General features: G+C 35.8%; 14 protein-coding genes. 7 read left to right on the top strand and 7 right to left on the bottom strand.

Annotated features, from left to right (window positions below; translation table 11 throughout):
- The first annotated feature begins 6 nt into the window (after positions 1–6).
- Positions 7–531 carry a DUF2911 domain-containing protein gene (locus tag Q8S25_RS08135; protein ID WP_305536605.1) on the top strand — a complete coding sequence of 175 codons (525 nt, stop codon included), beginning with the start codon at positions 7–9 and terminating at the stop codon, positions 529–531.
- Positions 532–536: 5 nt separating this feature from the next.
- Positions 537–1328: a DUF2452 domain-containing protein gene (locus tag Q8S25_RS08130; protein WP_305536603.1), complete on the top strand. Its 792-nt coding sequence runs from the start codon at positions 537–539 to the stop codon at positions 1326–1328.
- 79 nt (positions 1329–1407) lie between these two features.
- On the opposite strand, the gene Q8S25_RS08125 is transcribed toward Q8S25_RS08130, so the two are convergent.
- The 3 genes from Q8S25_RS08125 to Q8S25_RS08115 are packed head-to-tail and all read right to left on the bottom strand — an operon-like array spanning position 1408 to position 5246.
- On the bottom strand, positions 1408–2640 hold the full coding sequence (locus Q8S25_RS08125) for an NADP-dependent isocitrate dehydrogenase (RefSeq protein ID WP_305536601.1): 1233 nt from the start codon (positions 2638–2640) through the stop codon (positions 1408–1410).
- Between the two features lie 43 nt (positions 2641–2683).
- Positions 2684–4585, bottom strand: coding sequence for an Nramp family divalent metal transporter (locus Q8S25_RS08120; protein WP_305536599.1), 1902 nt, complete (start codon positions 4583–4585; stop codon positions 2684–2686).
- Positions 4575–5246 (bottom strand): metal-dependent transcriptional regulator, encoded by a 672-nt coding sequence (locus Q8S25_RS08115; RefSeq protein ID WP_305536597.1) that lies wholly within the window; start codon positions 5244–5246, stop codon positions 4575–4577. Before Q8S25_RS08115 ends, Q8S25_RS08120 begins: the two co-directional genes overlap by 11 nt.
- A 103-nt stretch (positions 5247–5349) precedes the next feature.
- Between Q8S25_RS08115 and Q8S25_RS08110 the strand changes: the two genes are divergently transcribed.
- The 3 genes from Q8S25_RS08110 to Q8S25_RS08100 all read left to right on the top strand — a co-directional run bounded on the left by Q8S25_RS08110 (position 5350) and on the right by Q8S25_RS08100 (position 8682).
- Positions 5350–6315 (top strand): hypothetical protein, encoded by a 966-nt coding sequence (locus Q8S25_RS08110; protein WP_305536595.1) that lies wholly within the window; start codon positions 5350–5352, stop codon positions 6313–6315.
- A gap of 71 nt (positions 6316–6386) precedes the next feature.
- Positions 6387–8039 (top strand): alpha-glucan family phosphorylase, encoded by a 1653-nt coding sequence (gene glgP, locus Q8S25_RS08105; protein ID WP_305536593.1) that lies wholly within the window; start codon positions 6387–6389, stop codon positions 8037–8039.
- 82 nt (positions 8040–8121) lie between these two features.
- Entirely contained in the window at positions 8122–8682 is a 561-nt protein-coding gene (locus Q8S25_RS08100; RefSeq protein WP_305536591.1) for a UbiX family flavin prenyltransferase, read from the top strand.
- A 49-nt stretch (positions 8683–8731) separates the two neighbouring features.
- On the opposite strand, the gene Q8S25_RS08095 is transcribed toward Q8S25_RS08100, so the two are convergent.
- On the bottom strand, positions 8732–11287 hold the full coding sequence (locus Q8S25_RS08095) for an ATP-dependent Clp protease ATP-binding subunit (protein ID WP_305536589.1): 2556 nt from the start codon (positions 11285–11287) through the stop codon (positions 8732–8734).
- A gap of 87 nt (positions 11288–11374) precedes the next feature.
- On the opposite strand from Q8S25_RS08095, the gene Q8S25_RS08090 reads away from it, so the two are divergent.
- The gene (locus Q8S25_RS08090; protein WP_305536587.1) at positions 11375–11788 is read left to right on the top strand and encodes an STAS domain-containing protein; all 414 of its coding nucleotides are present in this window, start codon (positions 11375–11377) and stop codon (positions 11786–11788) included.
- Between the two features lie 11 nt (positions 11789–11799).
- Positions 11800–12441 (top strand): J domain-containing protein, encoded by a 642-nt coding sequence (locus Q8S25_RS08085; RefSeq protein WP_305536585.1) that lies wholly within the window; start codon positions 11800–11802, stop codon positions 12439–12441.
- Between the two features lie 49 nt (positions 12442–12490).
- Here Q8S25_RS08085 and Q8S25_RS08080 read toward each other — a convergent pair whose 3' ends face one another.
- The 3 genes from Q8S25_RS08080 to Q8S25_RS08070 are packed head-to-tail and all read right to left on the bottom strand — an operon-like array spanning position 12491 to position 15619.
- The gene (locus Q8S25_RS08080; protein ID WP_305536583.1) at positions 12491–13201 is read right to left on the bottom strand and encodes a DUF4397 domain-containing protein; all 711 of its coding nucleotides are present in this window, start codon (positions 13199–13201) and stop codon (positions 12491–12493) included.
- Between the two features lie 22 nt (positions 13202–13223).
- A complete protein-coding gene (locus Q8S25_RS08075; RefSeq protein ID WP_305536581.1) occupies positions 13224–13958 on the bottom strand; it encodes a DUF4397 domain-containing protein in 735 nt (244 codons plus the stop codon).
- A gap of 23 nt (positions 13959–13981) precedes the next feature.
- Positions 13982–15619: a SusD/RagB family nutrient-binding outer membrane lipoprotein gene (locus Q8S25_RS08070; RefSeq protein ID WP_305536579.1), complete on the bottom strand. Its 1638-nt coding sequence runs from the start codon at positions 15617–15619 to the stop codon at positions 13982–13984.
- Positions 15620–15623 lie beyond the last annotated feature (4 nt).

Below are 15623 nucleotides of genomic sequence, written 5' to 3'. Positions count from 1 at the left end.
TTAATTATGAAAAAGACCATCTTATCATTCTTATTTGCATTTGCTTCTTTGAGCATGCTTACTTTGAATGCCCAAACAACCCCTAAGCCCAAACCAAGTCCTGCAGCTGAAGTTTCAGCAGTTCTTACCAATGGAGCAGCTTTAAGTATTAAATACAGCCAGCCTTCTCTGAAAGGGAGAACTCCTGGAAAAGATATTGAGCCTATGATGGGTAAAATTTGGAGAGCAGGAGCAAATGATGCAACTGTATTTGAAACAAGTAAAGACCTTAAAGTAAATGGTCAGTTGTTGCCTGCGGGTAAATATTCAATCTTTACCTTACAAAACGAAAAAGCCACCACCCTTATTTTCAATAAAACTTGGAAACAATGGGGGGCATTTCAATATAAAGAAGCAGATGACGCCTTAAGAATTGTGGCTAAACAAACCGTTGCTGCTGATTCATCAGAAAAATTAGAATATACCATTTCTAATAAAGGATTGGTTGTTCTAAAATGGGGGACTATTAATATTGAATTTACCGTAGAATAAATTGAATGGTACAAGCGTATAATTTTCTTGCGAGTTGGCAGTTGTTTCCAGAGAAATGTATTTTCGAAAATGGAGTTGCACCTAAAAGCGGCAATTACAAAATAGAAAGTATTGAGAATGGGCAAGCACTAAGTATAAGTATCAATTGGGTTAGCCTAGACAACGAAGCTTTTTACACTCAGTATAGAATCATTCCAAATGACGAGTTGATTAATTTGGAAAACAATGAAATGGCTAATCAAGTACAAGCAAGTATTACGAATGCCTCAACATTGAATGCTATTTTTTACAAAGACAACTTACAAGTACTTCGTGTAATGCATGAAATCATGCCCAATGGTTACATGAAAATTACACAGGAAGGATACAATACAAATGGTACAGCGTTTAAGAATATGGAAGTATACCACAAGCAATTGAGTGTACTTCCATATTCTGCTTCTGTTGCAGGCGTTGCAATAAGACCAACTAAAGAAGGTGTTATAAAGCATAAGGCGCTCAGCGCTATGGAAGACCAAACAAATATGCAGTTAGACCAAATAAAGCAACAAATTGAGCTCTTGGCTAGGCAAGCGCAAGAAATAAGAAAGCGTAAAGAGCTTAGTATGATTATATACGAAGCTAAATTGAATTTTAAACCGCAAATAGGGCAAGTTTATCATTTATACGAGAAGAGGGATAATACCCATTTACTTTCTTTAGTAGCCCCCCAAGAATGGGGTACCCATGGACCATTCAAACAATTTGTATCATCAGTAAAATTATTAGCTGATCATACTTGGGTTGAAGTATCATAAATTTTATTGAAAAAGTCAATTGCAAAAAAAATCCCGGCCATTTTAATTGAACCGGGATTTTTATTTTTAAAAGAAATTTTTATATGGCTAAACGCTTGCTCAATTCGCTGTCGATTGCATCTAAAAATTCTTCTGTGTATAAATAATGTTCTCCGTGGTTTACTTTGTTTCCGTATATGCAAACTGCTAAATCCTTAGTCATTTTGCCAGACTCAACCACGTCTACACAAACTTTCTCTAATGTTGTACAGAAATTAATTAATTCTTGGTTCTTATCTAATTTTCCACGGAACTCTAAACCTCTTGTCCATGCAAAAATAGATGCAATTGGATTAGTAGATGTACGATTCCCTTTTTGGTGCTCTCTAAAGTGACGTGTAACAGTGCCATGAGCTGCTTCAGCTTCCATTACGTTACCATCGGGTGTTACCAAAGTAGACGTCATTAATCCCAAAGAACCAAAACCTTGCGCAACGGTATCACTTTGTACGTCGCCATCATAGTTTTTACAAGCCCATACAAAATTTCCGTTCCACTTTAATGCAGAAGCTACCATATCATCAATTAAACGATGTTCATAGGTAATGCCTGCATCTGTAAATAATTGCTTGAATTCGGCTTGGTATATATCTTCAAAAATGTCTTTGAATCTACCATCATATTTCTTTAAGATGGTGTTTTTGGTAGACAAGTATAAAGGCCATTTTTTAGACAATGCCTGATTAAAACAAGCTCTTGCAAAACCTTGAATACTTTCGTCGGTATTGTACATAGCTAATGCAACACCATCTCCTTTAAAATTATACACTTCAAATTCTTGAACAGTTCCATCTTCTCCTTCAAACTTAACAGTCAATTTCCCTTTTCCTTTTGTAACAAAATCAGTTGCACGATATTGATCGCCAAATGCATGTCTTCCAATACAAATAGGTGCTGTCCAATTCGGTACCAATCTTGGTACATTTGAACAAACAATAGGCTCTCTAAATACAGTGCCATCTAGAATATTGCGGATGGTACCATTTGGACTCTTCCACATTTGTTTTAGTTTGAATTCTTTTACTCTTTGTTCGTCTGGTGTAATAGTAGCACACTTAATACCTACACCATATTGCTTAATTGCATGTGCAGCATCAATGGTAACCTGGTCATCGGTTTGATCACGGTATTCCATCCCCAAATCATAATATTTTATATCTAATTCTAGGTAAGGTAAGATCAACTTGTCTTTAATGAATTTCCAGATAATTCTAGTCATTTCATCACCATCCAGTTCAACTACTGGATTTGCAACTTTAATTTTTTGGGCCATAGTTTGTTTTATTTTGTTGAATATAGGGTGCAAATATATTACATTATTGGGGAATGGCCTTTTCGGAAACATTCACGATGAGAACGGGTATGGTTAATTGATGTCTTACATCTTCAATGGTTTCACCAAAAACATAATCTTTTAAGCCACTATGCCTATGAGCCCCCATGATTAACATTTCTGACTTTGATTCAGTTACTAATCGAACAATTTCTTTAACCCGATGGGTATATCCCAGCATTGCTTTGGCCCTATACCCCTTTTGTATTAATTGACTTACATAACTATTTAATCGTTCGGTGTCTTTTCTTGTTTCGGCATCATCACTTGAGTAATTTGAGTACCTGGCAGAAACACTTTCTACAATATGAATTAGTTGGTATTCTACATCCATATTTCCTTGGGCTAAAGCATGTGCAATTAACTTTTCATCTGCCATAGTAAAATCAAGTGCTACAGCAATTTTTTGTACCTTATTAATGGCTAAATTTTCTAGTAAAACAGCTTCTCCATAAAGCATATCAGTCGACTGTTTTTTCTTCTTGTTTAAAAGCGGATAAAAAGTCATTGTTACAAACAGCCAAATAAATAAAAGGATCACCATTATAATGGCTGCTTTGGCCAACCAACTAATATCGGTATGAAAAAATGCCAGTGTTTCGTCTGCTACTAAATTCACATTTAAGAAAACAAGAATTACAGCAACGAGCCAAGATAATATCTTGGTTTTTGTACCGATGGCAAAGTCTCCCATGGTTGCTTTGTCGCTAACAAAATGGATGAGTGGAATCACTGCAAAGCCCAATTGAAGACTCAATATAACCTGGCTAAAAATTAGTAAATCATCTACTTTTTCATCGCCATAAATCACAATGACCAATACCGCTGGAACAATTGCAATTAAACGGGTGAGCAATCTTCTTAGCCATGGATTTATTCGTAGGTGCAGGTAGCCTTCCATAACTATTTGTCCAGCCATAGTTCCCGTTATTGTGGAGCTTTGTCCTGCAGCAATTAAGGCAATAGCAAATAAAATAGGTGCTAAAGCAGATCCTAATAAAGGTTCTAATAAATGGTGCGCGTCTTGAATTTTAGCTACATCGGTATTCCCAGTTTTGTAAAAAACAGTAGCAGCCAACACCAGAATGGCTGTATTAACTAAAAACGCTGCATTTAAAGCAACAGTGCTATCAATTAAATTGTATTTGATGGCAGTTTTGATTCCTTTTTTATCGGGGCTAATTTTTCTTGTTTGAACCAATGCCGAATGCAGATACAAATTATGAGGCATTACAGTTGCGCCAATAATTCCAACAGCAATATATAGTGCCCCATCGTTTAAAAACCCAGGTACTAAACCTCCTACCATTTCTCCCATAACAGGTTGCGCAATTAGAATTTGTACCAAAAAGGACATACCTATAATGGCCACCAATGCAATTATAAACGCTTCCAATTTTCGAATTCCCCAGCGTTGTAAAAAAAGGAATAAAAAAGTATCTAAAACAGTAATTACTGTACCCCAAAGTATGGGTAATCCGGTTAACAAATGAATACCAATGGCCATCCCTAATACTTCAGCTAAATCACATGCAGCAATGGCCAATTCAGCTAAAATATACAAACAAAAATTAACGAGAGGTGGATAGGTTTCTCTATTGGCTTGTGCCAAATCTCTTCTTCTTACAATGCCTAATCTTGCGCTTAAACTTTGCAACAGTAAAGCCATTAAATTACTCATCAATAATACCCAAATCAATTGGTAACCAAACTTGGCCCCTCCTTGTAAATCGGTAGCCCAATTACCAGGATCCATGTAGCCAACGCTTACCAAATAAGCTGGGCCAATATAGGCCAGTATTCTTTTCCAGCCTTTTCTAGGTAAAGTTGTATCAACTGTTTCGTGAACTTCACTTAACGACTGTTCTACATTACTAACTCGCATAGTTCAATTTTTTAACGTATAAATGCTGTGCCAGTTTAGCACTTATATTAACCATTAAAGTATTGTTGATTTTAACATCAATGGATTCGTCAAAAGCAAAGAATTGCTCTACACTAATTGTAGATCCAATCTCAATTTGCTTATGGCTTAATAAAGACAACATATCCGAAGACTGACTTCCAACAGAACAAACTTCACCCACAATATGTAAAGGGAATTTGGTTAAATTAATTTGAGTCATCACCGGCATTTTGCCAGTTGCATCTGGAATAGGGTCGCCATGTGGATCAAATTGAGGATTACCCAAAAAGTTGTCTAAATGGTCAATTAATTGATTGCTTTGGATATGCTCTAATTGCTCTGCCACTTCATGTACTTCATCCCATTTAAAATGAAGAATATTCACTAAAAAAGTTTCCCAGAGTCTGTGTTTTCTAATAATACTTAGCGCAGCCTTTTTGCCTTCATTATTCAATTTAAAACCCTTGTATTTTTCATAGACAAGCAATTTTTTTAATTTCAATTTTTTGAGCATATCAGTAACGGAAGCTGCGGAGGTTTCTAATGTACTAGCTACCGAATTGGTGCTCACCATCCCTTCAACTAATTGTAATTGAAAAATGGTTTTAATATAATTTTCTTCGGCCGCAGTAAAAGGCATATTTAAAAATATTTTTAGACAAATCTAAAATTTTAAATCCTCATTTGCAAACAATTATAAACCCAACCTTCAAAAGCCTTATTTTTATGAAAATATGCATACAATGAAATTTGCTAATCAATTAGTAATCATATTGTTATTGTTGTTTATAGGCGTAGGGTGCAATTCGGAACCAATTGATTTATCGGGTAAAACAACGGTAAAAGAAAAGGATTTCTTAAATGCATTTAAACCCATGTCGTTGCCTTTTAGTGTGTCGGATACCAATATAGATGCTAAAGCCGACACCTTGTTGATTGGTAAAGAAGTCTTCTTGCAATTTTATCCTGATAGTGCTTTTACTAATATCATGGGTAAAACAAAAGTTTATACAATTCACCCAATTGGTTTAATTGATAAGGAGAAAGAAAAATATTTACTATTCATTATCAAAGAAACTAAAAAGAAAAAAAGACTGGTTGTATTGGTTACCAATGAGAAAAATCAATTTCTGGCTTGTAAAGAATTGTTGAACAATTTTGATGGAACAGAATACCATCGTTCACTATCAATTAATAAAGAACCTACCTTTTTGATTAGTAGAGAAAAAATGGGGAAAGCCAACGAGATGTTGTTTACACGGGCTGGATGGGTATATAACGATGCGGGATTTTTCATGGTTGTAATAAAAGATTCAAATGAAGACCCCGCAAAAACAGCAGTAATAAATCCGCTAGATACTCTACCCAAATTGAATAAATTTAGCGGCGACTATGTAAAAGATAAAAACAATTATGTTTCTATACGAGATGGCAAAGACCAAAATACTTATTTGTTCTTTATCTTATTCGAGAAAAGTAATGGTGCATGTAAAGGAGAATTGAAAGGTGAATTCAGGTTAGTTAAACCATCAGAAGGATTGTATTCTAAAAATGGGGATCCATGTTTAATCGATTTTATTTTTAATGGTAATCAATTAAAAATTAAAGAACAAGGAAGCTGTGGTAATCATAGAGGGATTAAATGTTTCTTTGATGATCGTTATACCAAAAAGCGTGAACCTCGTAAAAAGAAAGCCAATAAACGTTAGTTAGTGTAAAATTTACATTATCACATTTTAGGCTTATATTGCCGTATCAATTTTTAACCAAATAAGTAGAAATGAATTTTAGAAGTTACAATGTTCCTTATCAAATTAACGAGCAATATGCAAAAAAAGCAGCGTATTTCTCTATGGAATTCGCCATACATCAGCCTTTAAAAATATACAGTGGGGGTCTAGGATACCTTGCTGGGTCTCACTTACGTAGTGCTTATGAACTCCGTCAAAACATGATTGGAGTAGGTATCTTATGGAAATATGGCTACTATGATCAAGCTAGAAACCAAGATCAAACATTGCAGGTAACTTTCATGGAAAAAATTTATAGTTTCTTAGAAGATACGGGCATTAAATTTCAAATACTAATTCACGAGCATCCAGTTTGGGTTAAAGCATATTATTTAAATCCTGAAACATTCAATAGTGCTCCCCTATTTTTATTGAGTACCGATTTACCAGAGAACGATTATGTATCTCAAACAATTACCCATCGTTTATATGACGCCAACGTTGCAACTAAAGTAGCACAATTCATATTGCTGGGTGTGGGTGGAGCAAAGCTAATAGATGAATTAGGCTTTAATCCAGATGTTTATCACTTAAACGAAGCGCATGGAATTTCTTCTGCATTTTATTTGTTGAATAAATTCAAAAGTGTGCAAAAAGTAAAAGAACATTTAGTATTTACAACACATACTCCCGAAGAAGCAGGCAATGAAAAACACGATATTTATTTGTGTCATAAAATGAGTTATTTCTGTGGATTAAGTATAGATGAAGTAAGAAAACTCACCGGTATTACAGACGATCAATTTAATCACTCTTTAGCTGCACTTAGGTTTGCAAGAAAAGCCAATGGAGTTTCTGCTTTACATGGTGAAGTGAGTAGAGAAATGTGGAAGAATTACGAAGGCATCTGCCCTATCACTTCTATAACGAATGCACAGAACTGGCGTTATTGGGCAGATAAGCAAATGTATCGCGCCATGGAAGAAGGCAATGACGAAGTGTACGATGATCGTAAGAAATTCTTGAAAAAACGTGCATTTGAAATTGTTGCAGACCAAACAGGTAAAGTATTTGATCCAAATGTATTAACCATTGTATGGGCAAGACGTTTTGCAGGCTATAAGCGTGCAGATATGCTCACCTATGACATGGAGCGTTTTGAGAAAATGTTGAGTAATACAAAGCATCCCGTTCAAATAATTTGGGCAGGAAAACCTTATCCAGTAGATTATCCAGCTATTTCTCAGTTCAACAACTTGGTTCATTTAAGTAAAAACTACAAAAATGTGGCTGTAGTTATTGGATACGAGTTGGCCTTAAGTAAGCGCTTAAAGCAAGCTTCCGATATTTGGTTAAACAATCCTCGAGTTCCAAGAGAAGCTTCTGGAACCAGTGGTATGACTGCAGCTATGAACGGTGCGGTTAACTTTTCAACTGATGATGGTTGGATACCAGAATTTGTAAACCATGGTAACAATGGATTTGTGGTTCCAAAGGCAGATTATGCCAATATGACTACTCATGATCAAGATGAATATGATTTGAACAAGGCATATGAAATTTTAGAGCAACAGATTATCCCATTGTATTACGATGACCATGATACTTGGAGACAAATCATGAAAAACGGAATGCGTGATGTTCGTTTTCAGTTCGACAGTAATAGAATGGCTCACGAGTACTATGAAATCATGTACAAGTAAGCTAGAAATGATAAAATGGAATACCCTCCCCAATAAGGAGGGTATTTTTTTAACCTTTCCTACTTAGCTTTGTTAGTATTAAATGAAGAACAAACTCATCATAGCCATTACCGGTGCCAGTGGTTCCATCTATGCAAAAGGGATATTGGATAAGTTAGTGCAATACCCTGACCAATATGAAGCAGTTGGTATTGTGATGAGCAAGAATGCCAAAGATGTTTGGGAAACCGAATTAGGAGATCAGTCTTACACCCAATACCCATTTTCATTTTACGAAAAACAAGATTTCTATGCCCCATTTGCATCGGGTTCAGCCCAGTACAATACAATGATTGTAATTCCTTGTAGTATGGGTACCATGGGTAGGATTGCTGCAGGAATAAGTGATGACTTACTTACCAGGGCGGCAGATGTAATATTGAAAGAAAGAAGGAAACTTATACTAGTTGCAAGAGAAACCCCCTATAATTTGATTCATATTAAAAATATGGAAACCATTACACTAGCGGGTGGAATTATTTGCCCCGCAACCCCCTCTTTTTATAGCAAACCAAGTACCATTGAAGAAGTAGCTGCTACAGTAGTAGATCGTGTTTTAGATTTAGCAGGCATCAATGTAAAAAGTTACCGTTGGGGCAAATAAAAATCCCGATAACATTTGCTACCGGGACTTGTATAAAACAATTGTACTATTAAGATTCAGCTTTAGCTTCTTCTTCTTCTATTCTAGATTTATAATTGAATTCCAATAAACTAGTTTCTTTATTTAAATCGGCAATTAATACATCTCCTTGCTTAATAGACATTTTCATGATTTCTTCTGCCAAAGGATCTTCTAGATATTTCTGAATTGCTCTATGAAGCGGTCTGGCGCCAAACTGCACATCATAACCCTTCTCTGCAATAAAGTCTTTCGCTTCTGCTGTTAACTCTAGTTCAAAGCCTAGATTTAATAGTCTCTTTGAAACACCCTTCATCAGGATATCGATGATATTGAAAATATTTTCTTTAGTGAGAGAATTAAACACAACTACATCGTCAATTCTATTCAAGAATTCCGGAGAGAAGGTTTTCTTCAACGCTTTCTCAATAACAGCTTTGTTGTTCTCTTCTGCATTCTGCATTCTAGTTGCAGTTGCAAAACCAACGCCGTCTCCAAATTCTTTTAATTGTCTAACTCCAATATTTGAAGTCATAATAATCAACGTGTTCTTGAAGTCTACTTTTCTACCTAGCCCATCCGTTAATTGTCCATCGTCTAATACTTGCAATAAAATATTGTAAATATCTGGATGTGCTTTTTCAATTTCATCTAAAAGAATTACTGAGTAAGGTTTTCTTCTCACTTTTTCTGTAAGCTGACCACCTTCTTCGTAACCAACATATCCTGGAGGCGCACCAATTAATCTACTAACTGTAAATTTTTCCATGTATTCACTCATATCAATTCTAATTAAAGAATCTTCTGAGTCAAACATATAACGTGCTAAAGATCGCGCTAATTCTGTTTTACCAACTCCTGTAGGACCTAAGAAAATAAAGGTACCAATAGGCTTTTTAGGATCTTTCAATCCAACCCTATTTCTTTGTATAGCACGAACTACTTTTTGTATGGCTTCATCTTGGCCAATCACCATACCCTTCATGTCTTCGCTCATTCTACGAAGTTTTTCCGTCTCGGCTTGAACCATACGCTTAACAGGTATACCCGTCATCATACTAATTACTTCGGCAATATTTTCCTCGGTAATAGGATAACGCTTATTCTTGCTCTCCTCTTCCCATTGAAGTTTGGCTTTTTCTAACTCTTCTCCTAGTCTCTTTTCAGTATCTCTTAAAGAAGCAGCTTCTTCAAAACGTTGGCTTTTAACTACCTTGTTTTTTTCATTCTTAACTTCTTCAATTTTTTTCTCTAGTTCAACAATCGTTTCAGGCACATTGATGTTTTTCAAGTGTACCCTTGCGCCCACTTCGTCCATTACATCAATGGCTTTATCGGGCAATAAACGATCGGTCATATAACGATCGCTTAATTTAACACAAGCATCAATAGCGTCATCCCCATAATGAACATTATGAAAATCTTCGTATTTAGACTTGATATTATTTAAAATTAGAATGGTTTCTTCTACGCTAGGTGGTTCAATCAATACTTTTTGAAAACGACGATCTAATGCGCCATCTTTCTCAATGTACATGCGATACTCATCTAATGTAGATGCACCAATACATTGCAATTCTCCCCTAGCTAAAGCAGGTTTAAAAATATTTGAAGCATCCAAAGATCCACTTGCGCCACCTGCGCCAACAATAGTATGTATTTCATCAATGAATAAAATCACATCTCTGTTCTTTTCTAACTCATTCATGATGGCTTTCATGCGTTCTTCAAACTGACCTCTGTATTTAGTACCAGCAACCAAAGCGGCTAAATCTAATGATATTACTCTTTTATCGAATAATACGCGACTCACTTTTCGCTGAACAATTCTCAGTGCCAAACCTTCTACAATGGCAGTTTTACCCACACCAGGTTCACCAATTAAAATAGGATTGTTTTTCTTTCTTCTACTTAAAATTTGACTTACTCTTTCAATTTCAGCCTCTCTGCCTACTATTGGATCCAAGGTTCCTGCTTCGGCTAATTTGGTAATATCTCTTCCAAAGTTATCTAATACTGGCGTTTTACTTTTAGCAGCACCAGGTGCTTGTTTACCAGGTCTAGATTGTTGAAAGCCCGATCCTTTTTTTTCTTCATCAAAATCATCATCACTGTCTTCTGGGAATTCGCTCCTTGGAGGAGGATTAGAAGTGCCCACCATGCCTAATTCATTGCGAAATAAATCGTAATCAATATCAAACTGATTTAAAATTTGCGTAGCAATATTCTCCTTGTTTTTAAGGATGCTCAACATCAAATGTTCTGTTTCTACCAATGGACTTTTCAAAGCTTTGGCCTCTAAAACAGTTACCCTAATTACTTTTTCTGCCTGTTTTGTAAGCGGCAGACTATTAATATTGGCAATATTTTTACCGGTTTTATCTTTTACGGCAAGTTCTACTTCTTTCCTTAGTTCGTATAGGTCTATATTCAGCTGTTTGAGTACTTTAATAGCTGTATTATCCCCGTCTCTAATTAAACCAAGCAATAAATGCTCAGTTCCTATAAAGTCGTTTCCTAACCTAAGCGCTTCTTCCCTACTAAAGGAAATGATTTCTTTTACCTGAGCTGAAAAATTATTATCCATATCTTATTTGGATTTATACAATTATAACGAATATTTTTGAGTGAAGTTGTGCGGTAATTGTACACAGTATGTTAATATACCTTCTATATGCTAAATGTCAAAATTGATACCAAGGAAAAATTCACGGTTCTAACGTTGGAAACCGCCGATATAACTGCAAATATGTCAGCAAGTTTGACCAATCAATGCAAAACAGTGCTAAATTCTCCACAAAAAAACCTGGTTTTGAATTTAGAAAATGTGCAAACCATGGATGCTGAAGTAGTGGATGCATTAACTGAATCTCAACAACATTTTTATGAAAATAGTGCTTCATTTGTAATTTGCGGAATTAAAGAAAAACTAGAAGCGGAGCTGGATCAAATGGAAGTATTAGAAATGTGGAATATTACGCCTACAGAATCTGAAGCCTGGGACATTGTTCAAATGGAAGAAATTGAACGTGAGTTATTAGATGGAGACGATATCAATTTTGAGAATCATCCTGAAGAGCCTGCTTAAAGTAGAAAATAATGGTAGAACAAAATTGGTATGCAGTTTTAGGAATTACTTCTTCTGCAACTGAGTCTGAAATTAAAAGGGCATTTAGAAAGTTGGCGCATATTTATCACCCAGATAAAAATAGTAACCCTATTTATTTTGAACAGTTTAAGCAAATAAAAAAAGCTTATGAAATTTTAGGGAATAACGAATCAAAAAGGCTGTACGATAAAAGTATTCAACTCGAAGGAAAATCAGCATACACAAAACCTTCCATTCAACATATTCAAGACCTGATAAGGTATTTCCATTTATTTGAAAGAGAAATGCAACAATCCGATTTTCGGTTTATCAATTATGATCGAATAAAATGTAAACTCAATTATCCGCTGTTTTTACCATTAATTAGCGAGATGATTCAATTGGGCAGTGAACAAGAACAACAAAAATTATTGAAACAGGTATTGTATGTTTTAAGCTTCTTGCCCTACCATGAACTGAAGGCTTATCAACAAAAAATGGAATTCTGTTTTTCAAATCCACAGTATATCTATGCAATTAACCAACTATTTAGTGAGAAAAAATCAGAAGCAAAATGGGATCAATTTAAAATTCCGTTAGTAGCTTTTTTAAGTGCTTTACTGTGTTTGGGAATCTATATACTATCTAAATAAAAAATCCCAGCTGCAGAGCAACTGGGATTAATATTTAAAGTTTTCTACTTTAGTTATTAGCTACCAAAGTAGAAGATAGGGTGTTAGCCGGTAGCCATGGAGATGGTGTTACTGACCCCCTTACAACAATGGTATAAATTTTACCCGTTACAGCAGTCATAGGTTGCGTTCTTACAACTGCATTGGTGGTTGCATTTCTGATTTGAATGCTGTATGATGTTCCTAATAATGTTGCATCTAATGCAACAAAACTAGAAGATCCCTTAAAAGAAATTGCTGAAGGAAATAAAGCGGTGGTTGCCGTACCAACAAAAGCATTCACTGCAGGTGCATCTTCACTGGCATGAATAATTCTTAAGTGCGCTTTACCAGCTGCTGGTGTGGTTAAGTTATCCTGAATCCAAACTAGTTCAGCATTCTGAATTTTGTTAACTGCTAACAAAGTATACCTAGCTGGTTGATCTCTTAAATCAGATACATTGTAATTGTTGGCAGAAAAAACAGTTTGTTGCCCAGCAATAGTTACACGAATCGCTTTGCTACCTGGGGTTGTACTATTATAAATAGTATTAGAGCCAAAAGCAATAGGTAAAATATTTTGTTTTAAATCTCCCATATAAAAGTCTAATCCTGCAGCTACATCAGGTGCTGCATTAATAAACATATATTGGGCGTATCCTGGATTTACCGGATCCTTTGCACAACTTGTGAAAAGTAATACCGAAAATAAACCAGCTATGAATAACATATTTTTTTTCATAAATATCATTTGTAGGTTTCAATTAATAAGTGGCCATTACAGTTAAGCCTCTAGACATGGTTCCAGAAGTGGATTGATATCTACCTCTGAAAACCACATTATAAGTCCTTTTTGCATTAAATGTAAAGCCGTTTACAATAGTCAGTGCGGTAGTAGTGCCAGTAGCCCTCACTTCCAATGTGTCAGACAACCCTGTTATATGTTTAATATACGCTGATGAACCTAATGGTGCAATATTAGAAGCAATATTCGCTTTCTTTCTTCTAGAATAAAGATCCACATTAGGAACTGCGGAAGAACTAAAAATAATATTTACGAATTTCACATTTGCTGTTGTATCAGAAGGAACAGTAAATACATCATTTTGAATTAACGCTTTTACTGCATTACTAGTGTCATAAGTATATACGGTATAAAATTTACCCGCGTCAAATGTGGCAGAAATACTCACTGGTGTTTGCAGTGGCACAGCAGCACTATCAAATACTCTTATAGTTCTAGCTCCAGGTAAAATAGTTGCAAAAGCGGTAACAGTAGAAGCCCCAGGAAAAACACCACCCATTGCCAGTGCAGTCCCATTTAAACGAGCGCCATCTAATGTGATAAAATTTCTAGTTGCAGCTAGACTTCCTGGAACAAAGCGTATAAATGCTTTGTTTTCTGTACCAGCAGATTCTGTGGCTCGGCCATCAAAATCCTTTTTACAAGCAGCGAATAAACCAATTACTGCTATTATAGAAAAGAGTTTCATTTTCATATTTTTCATTTTAATCGTAGTAATTAAGGTTTAGAGAACCATTGTTCTAGGGTATGATAATCTAGTGCAATAGCCCCAATTCTGGTTAATTCTTTTACATTGTACAGGTACTCAGAATTGTAACGAGGTCTAGCTCTATAAGTTAACTTTCCATTATTAGCTGCAAATAAATTGATTCCAGTTGGCACTACTAAGTCTGCATATACTGGAGTGGTTTGACCAGCTTCCACATCGGTATAATGAAACCTTCTCATATCGGTCCATGTTTCATGCATGCCATATCCATATAGTGCAATGTATTTTTGCAACATGATATGAGATAAAGTTAAATCATTAGCTGCTGGTGCTACTATTGGGTTGGCTAAATAAGCATCTCTTACTGCATCAGTAATAATTCTTGCAGCAGGAACAGCAGATCCATAATTATTCATCAATAAATCAAAACTCAAACGTATACCGTCTAAATAAGCTGTTCTTGCAGCTGCTTTGTTCCCCTTGCGGTATTGCGCTTCCGCAACCATGAATTTGATTTCACTTGCAGTAATAATTGGGAATGGCGAACCATTCTTAAAAATATATCTGCAATCTGCATCTGAAGTGGGTGCTGCAGTAGAAGTAAATATGCTACCCCAAAAATTTCTAGGCTGATCATTCACAGCTAAACCACTTGCACCGGTATTTGGTCTTGCACCTTTAAAAGTACCATTCGTATTTTCTCTAATTATATAAGCAGCTCTTGGATCAACTGCCCCAAGAAAACGACTATTCAAACCACTCATTAAGTTAGCAATATATTCCGTTTGTCTTAATGCGCCTACATTGCTTCTTACAGGTCCAAAAAAGTTAGATGTACCAGTTATACCAGTATTGGCAAAACGCATAGTGGCATTATCCGCATTTACATTCATTGCCAAGTTTGCATAAAAGATAACAGAGTCTGCGTTGTAGGAAGCTTTGTTGCTTAGATGGTTAAATGAACGAGCCATTACTGCATAAACAAATTTTTTCCATTTGTTTACATCGCCGTTGTGAAAATAAGCATCGCCTTTTGCTAAATTGGCTGGGCTTGCGCTGTCACCTGTATTATTTAAATTAACAATTGACCTTCTGCAAATTTGTCTAACGGTGTCGTAAACTAATGACTGATCATCATAATTAAACACCAACTGATCTGCCTTGAATGCTTCTCTTACAATTATGTCTCCATACATTTCAGCGGTAGTTAGCCAGCTCCAAGCAGAAATAGCCTGACCTACCCCAACATAATCCCATTTTTTTTCTACTGCAGCCCATTCCATCATGCGCTTGAGATTCTGCCCCATACCATAATAGTGCATGGCCCAAATAGACCCCATCAAATCACTTCCGCCAGTTGCACCACCCATTTGGTCAAATGCATTTCCTGCAGTATTGGTTGCCCAAAATTGCACATACCTTCCAATGTAAAGTCCATCATTCTGTGTACCATATGCTGACCCTGCAGCAGCCGAGCTACCCCCCATATTACTAATAATACCAGGTAATAATGATTCTACAGGCACTCGAACCCCTGCATTTGGATTAGCAAAAGCTTCGTCCAATTTCTTCTGACAAGAAGATACTAGTAAGCCGGCAAAAGCAAGGCTCACTAATGTTTTAATATTTATATATGATTTTTTCATTTTA

The sequence above is a fragment of the Sediminibacterium sp. genome (assembly GCF_030695065.1).
GTDB lineage: Bacteria > Bacteroidota > Bacteroidia > Chitinophagales > Chitinophagaceae > Sediminibacterium.
This window is presented reverse-complemented; position numbering and strand designations above follow the sequence as displayed.

Bases quoted from the DNA above. Each gene is read 5' to 3' on its own strand.
- Q8S25_RS08135 (WP_305536605.1), top strand. From the start codon at position 7: ATGAAAAAGACCATCTTATCATTCTTATTTGCATTTGCTTCTTTGAGC.
- Q8S25_RS08130 (WP_305536603.1), top strand. From the start codon at position 537: ATGGTACAAGCGTATAATTTTCTTGCGAGTTGGCAGTTGTTTCCAGAG.
- Q8S25_RS08125 (WP_305536601.1), bottom strand. From the start codon at position 2,640: ATGGCCCAAAAAATTAAAGTTGCAAATCCAGTAGTTGAACTGGATGGT.
- Q8S25_RS08120 (WP_305536599.1), bottom strand. From the start codon at position 4,585: ATGCGAGTTAGTAATGTAGAACAGTCGTTAAGTGAAGTTCACGAAACA.
- Q8S25_RS08115 (WP_305536597.1), bottom strand. From the start codon at position 5,246: ATGCCTTTTACTGCGGCCGAAGAAAATTATATTAAAACCATTTTTCAA.
- Q8S25_RS08110 (WP_305536595.1), top strand. From the start codon at position 5,350: ATGAAATTTGCTAATCAATTAGTAATCATATTGTTATTGTTGTTTATA.
- glgP (WP_305536593.1), top strand. From the start codon at position 6,387: ATGAATTTTAGAAGTTACAATGTTCCTTATCAAATTAACGAGCAATAT.
- Q8S25_RS08100 (WP_305536591.1), top strand. From the start codon at position 8,122: ATGAAGAACAAACTCATCATAGCCATTACCGGTGCCAGTGGTTCCATC.
- Q8S25_RS08095 (WP_305536589.1), bottom strand. From the start codon at position 11,287: ATGGATAATAATTTTTCAGCTCAGGTAAAAGAAATCATTTCCTTTAGT.
- Q8S25_RS08090 (WP_305536587.1), top strand. From the start codon at position 11,375: ATGCTAAATGTCAAAATTGATACCAAGGAAAAATTCACGGTTCTAACG.
- Q8S25_RS08085 (WP_305536585.1), top strand. From the start codon at position 11,800: ATGGTAGAACAAAATTGGTATGCAGTTTTAGGAATTACTTCTTCTGCA.
- Q8S25_RS08080 (WP_305536583.1), bottom strand. From the start codon at position 13,201: ATGAAAAAAAATATGTTATTCATAGCTGGTTTATTTTCGGTATTACTT.
- Q8S25_RS08075 (WP_305536581.1), bottom strand. From the start codon at position 13,958: ATGAAAATGAAACTCTTTTCTATAATAGCAGTAATTGGTTTATTCGCT.
- Q8S25_RS08070 (WP_305536579.1), bottom strand. From the start codon at position 15,619: ATGAAAAAATCATATATAAATATTAAAACATTAGTGAGCCTTGCTTTT.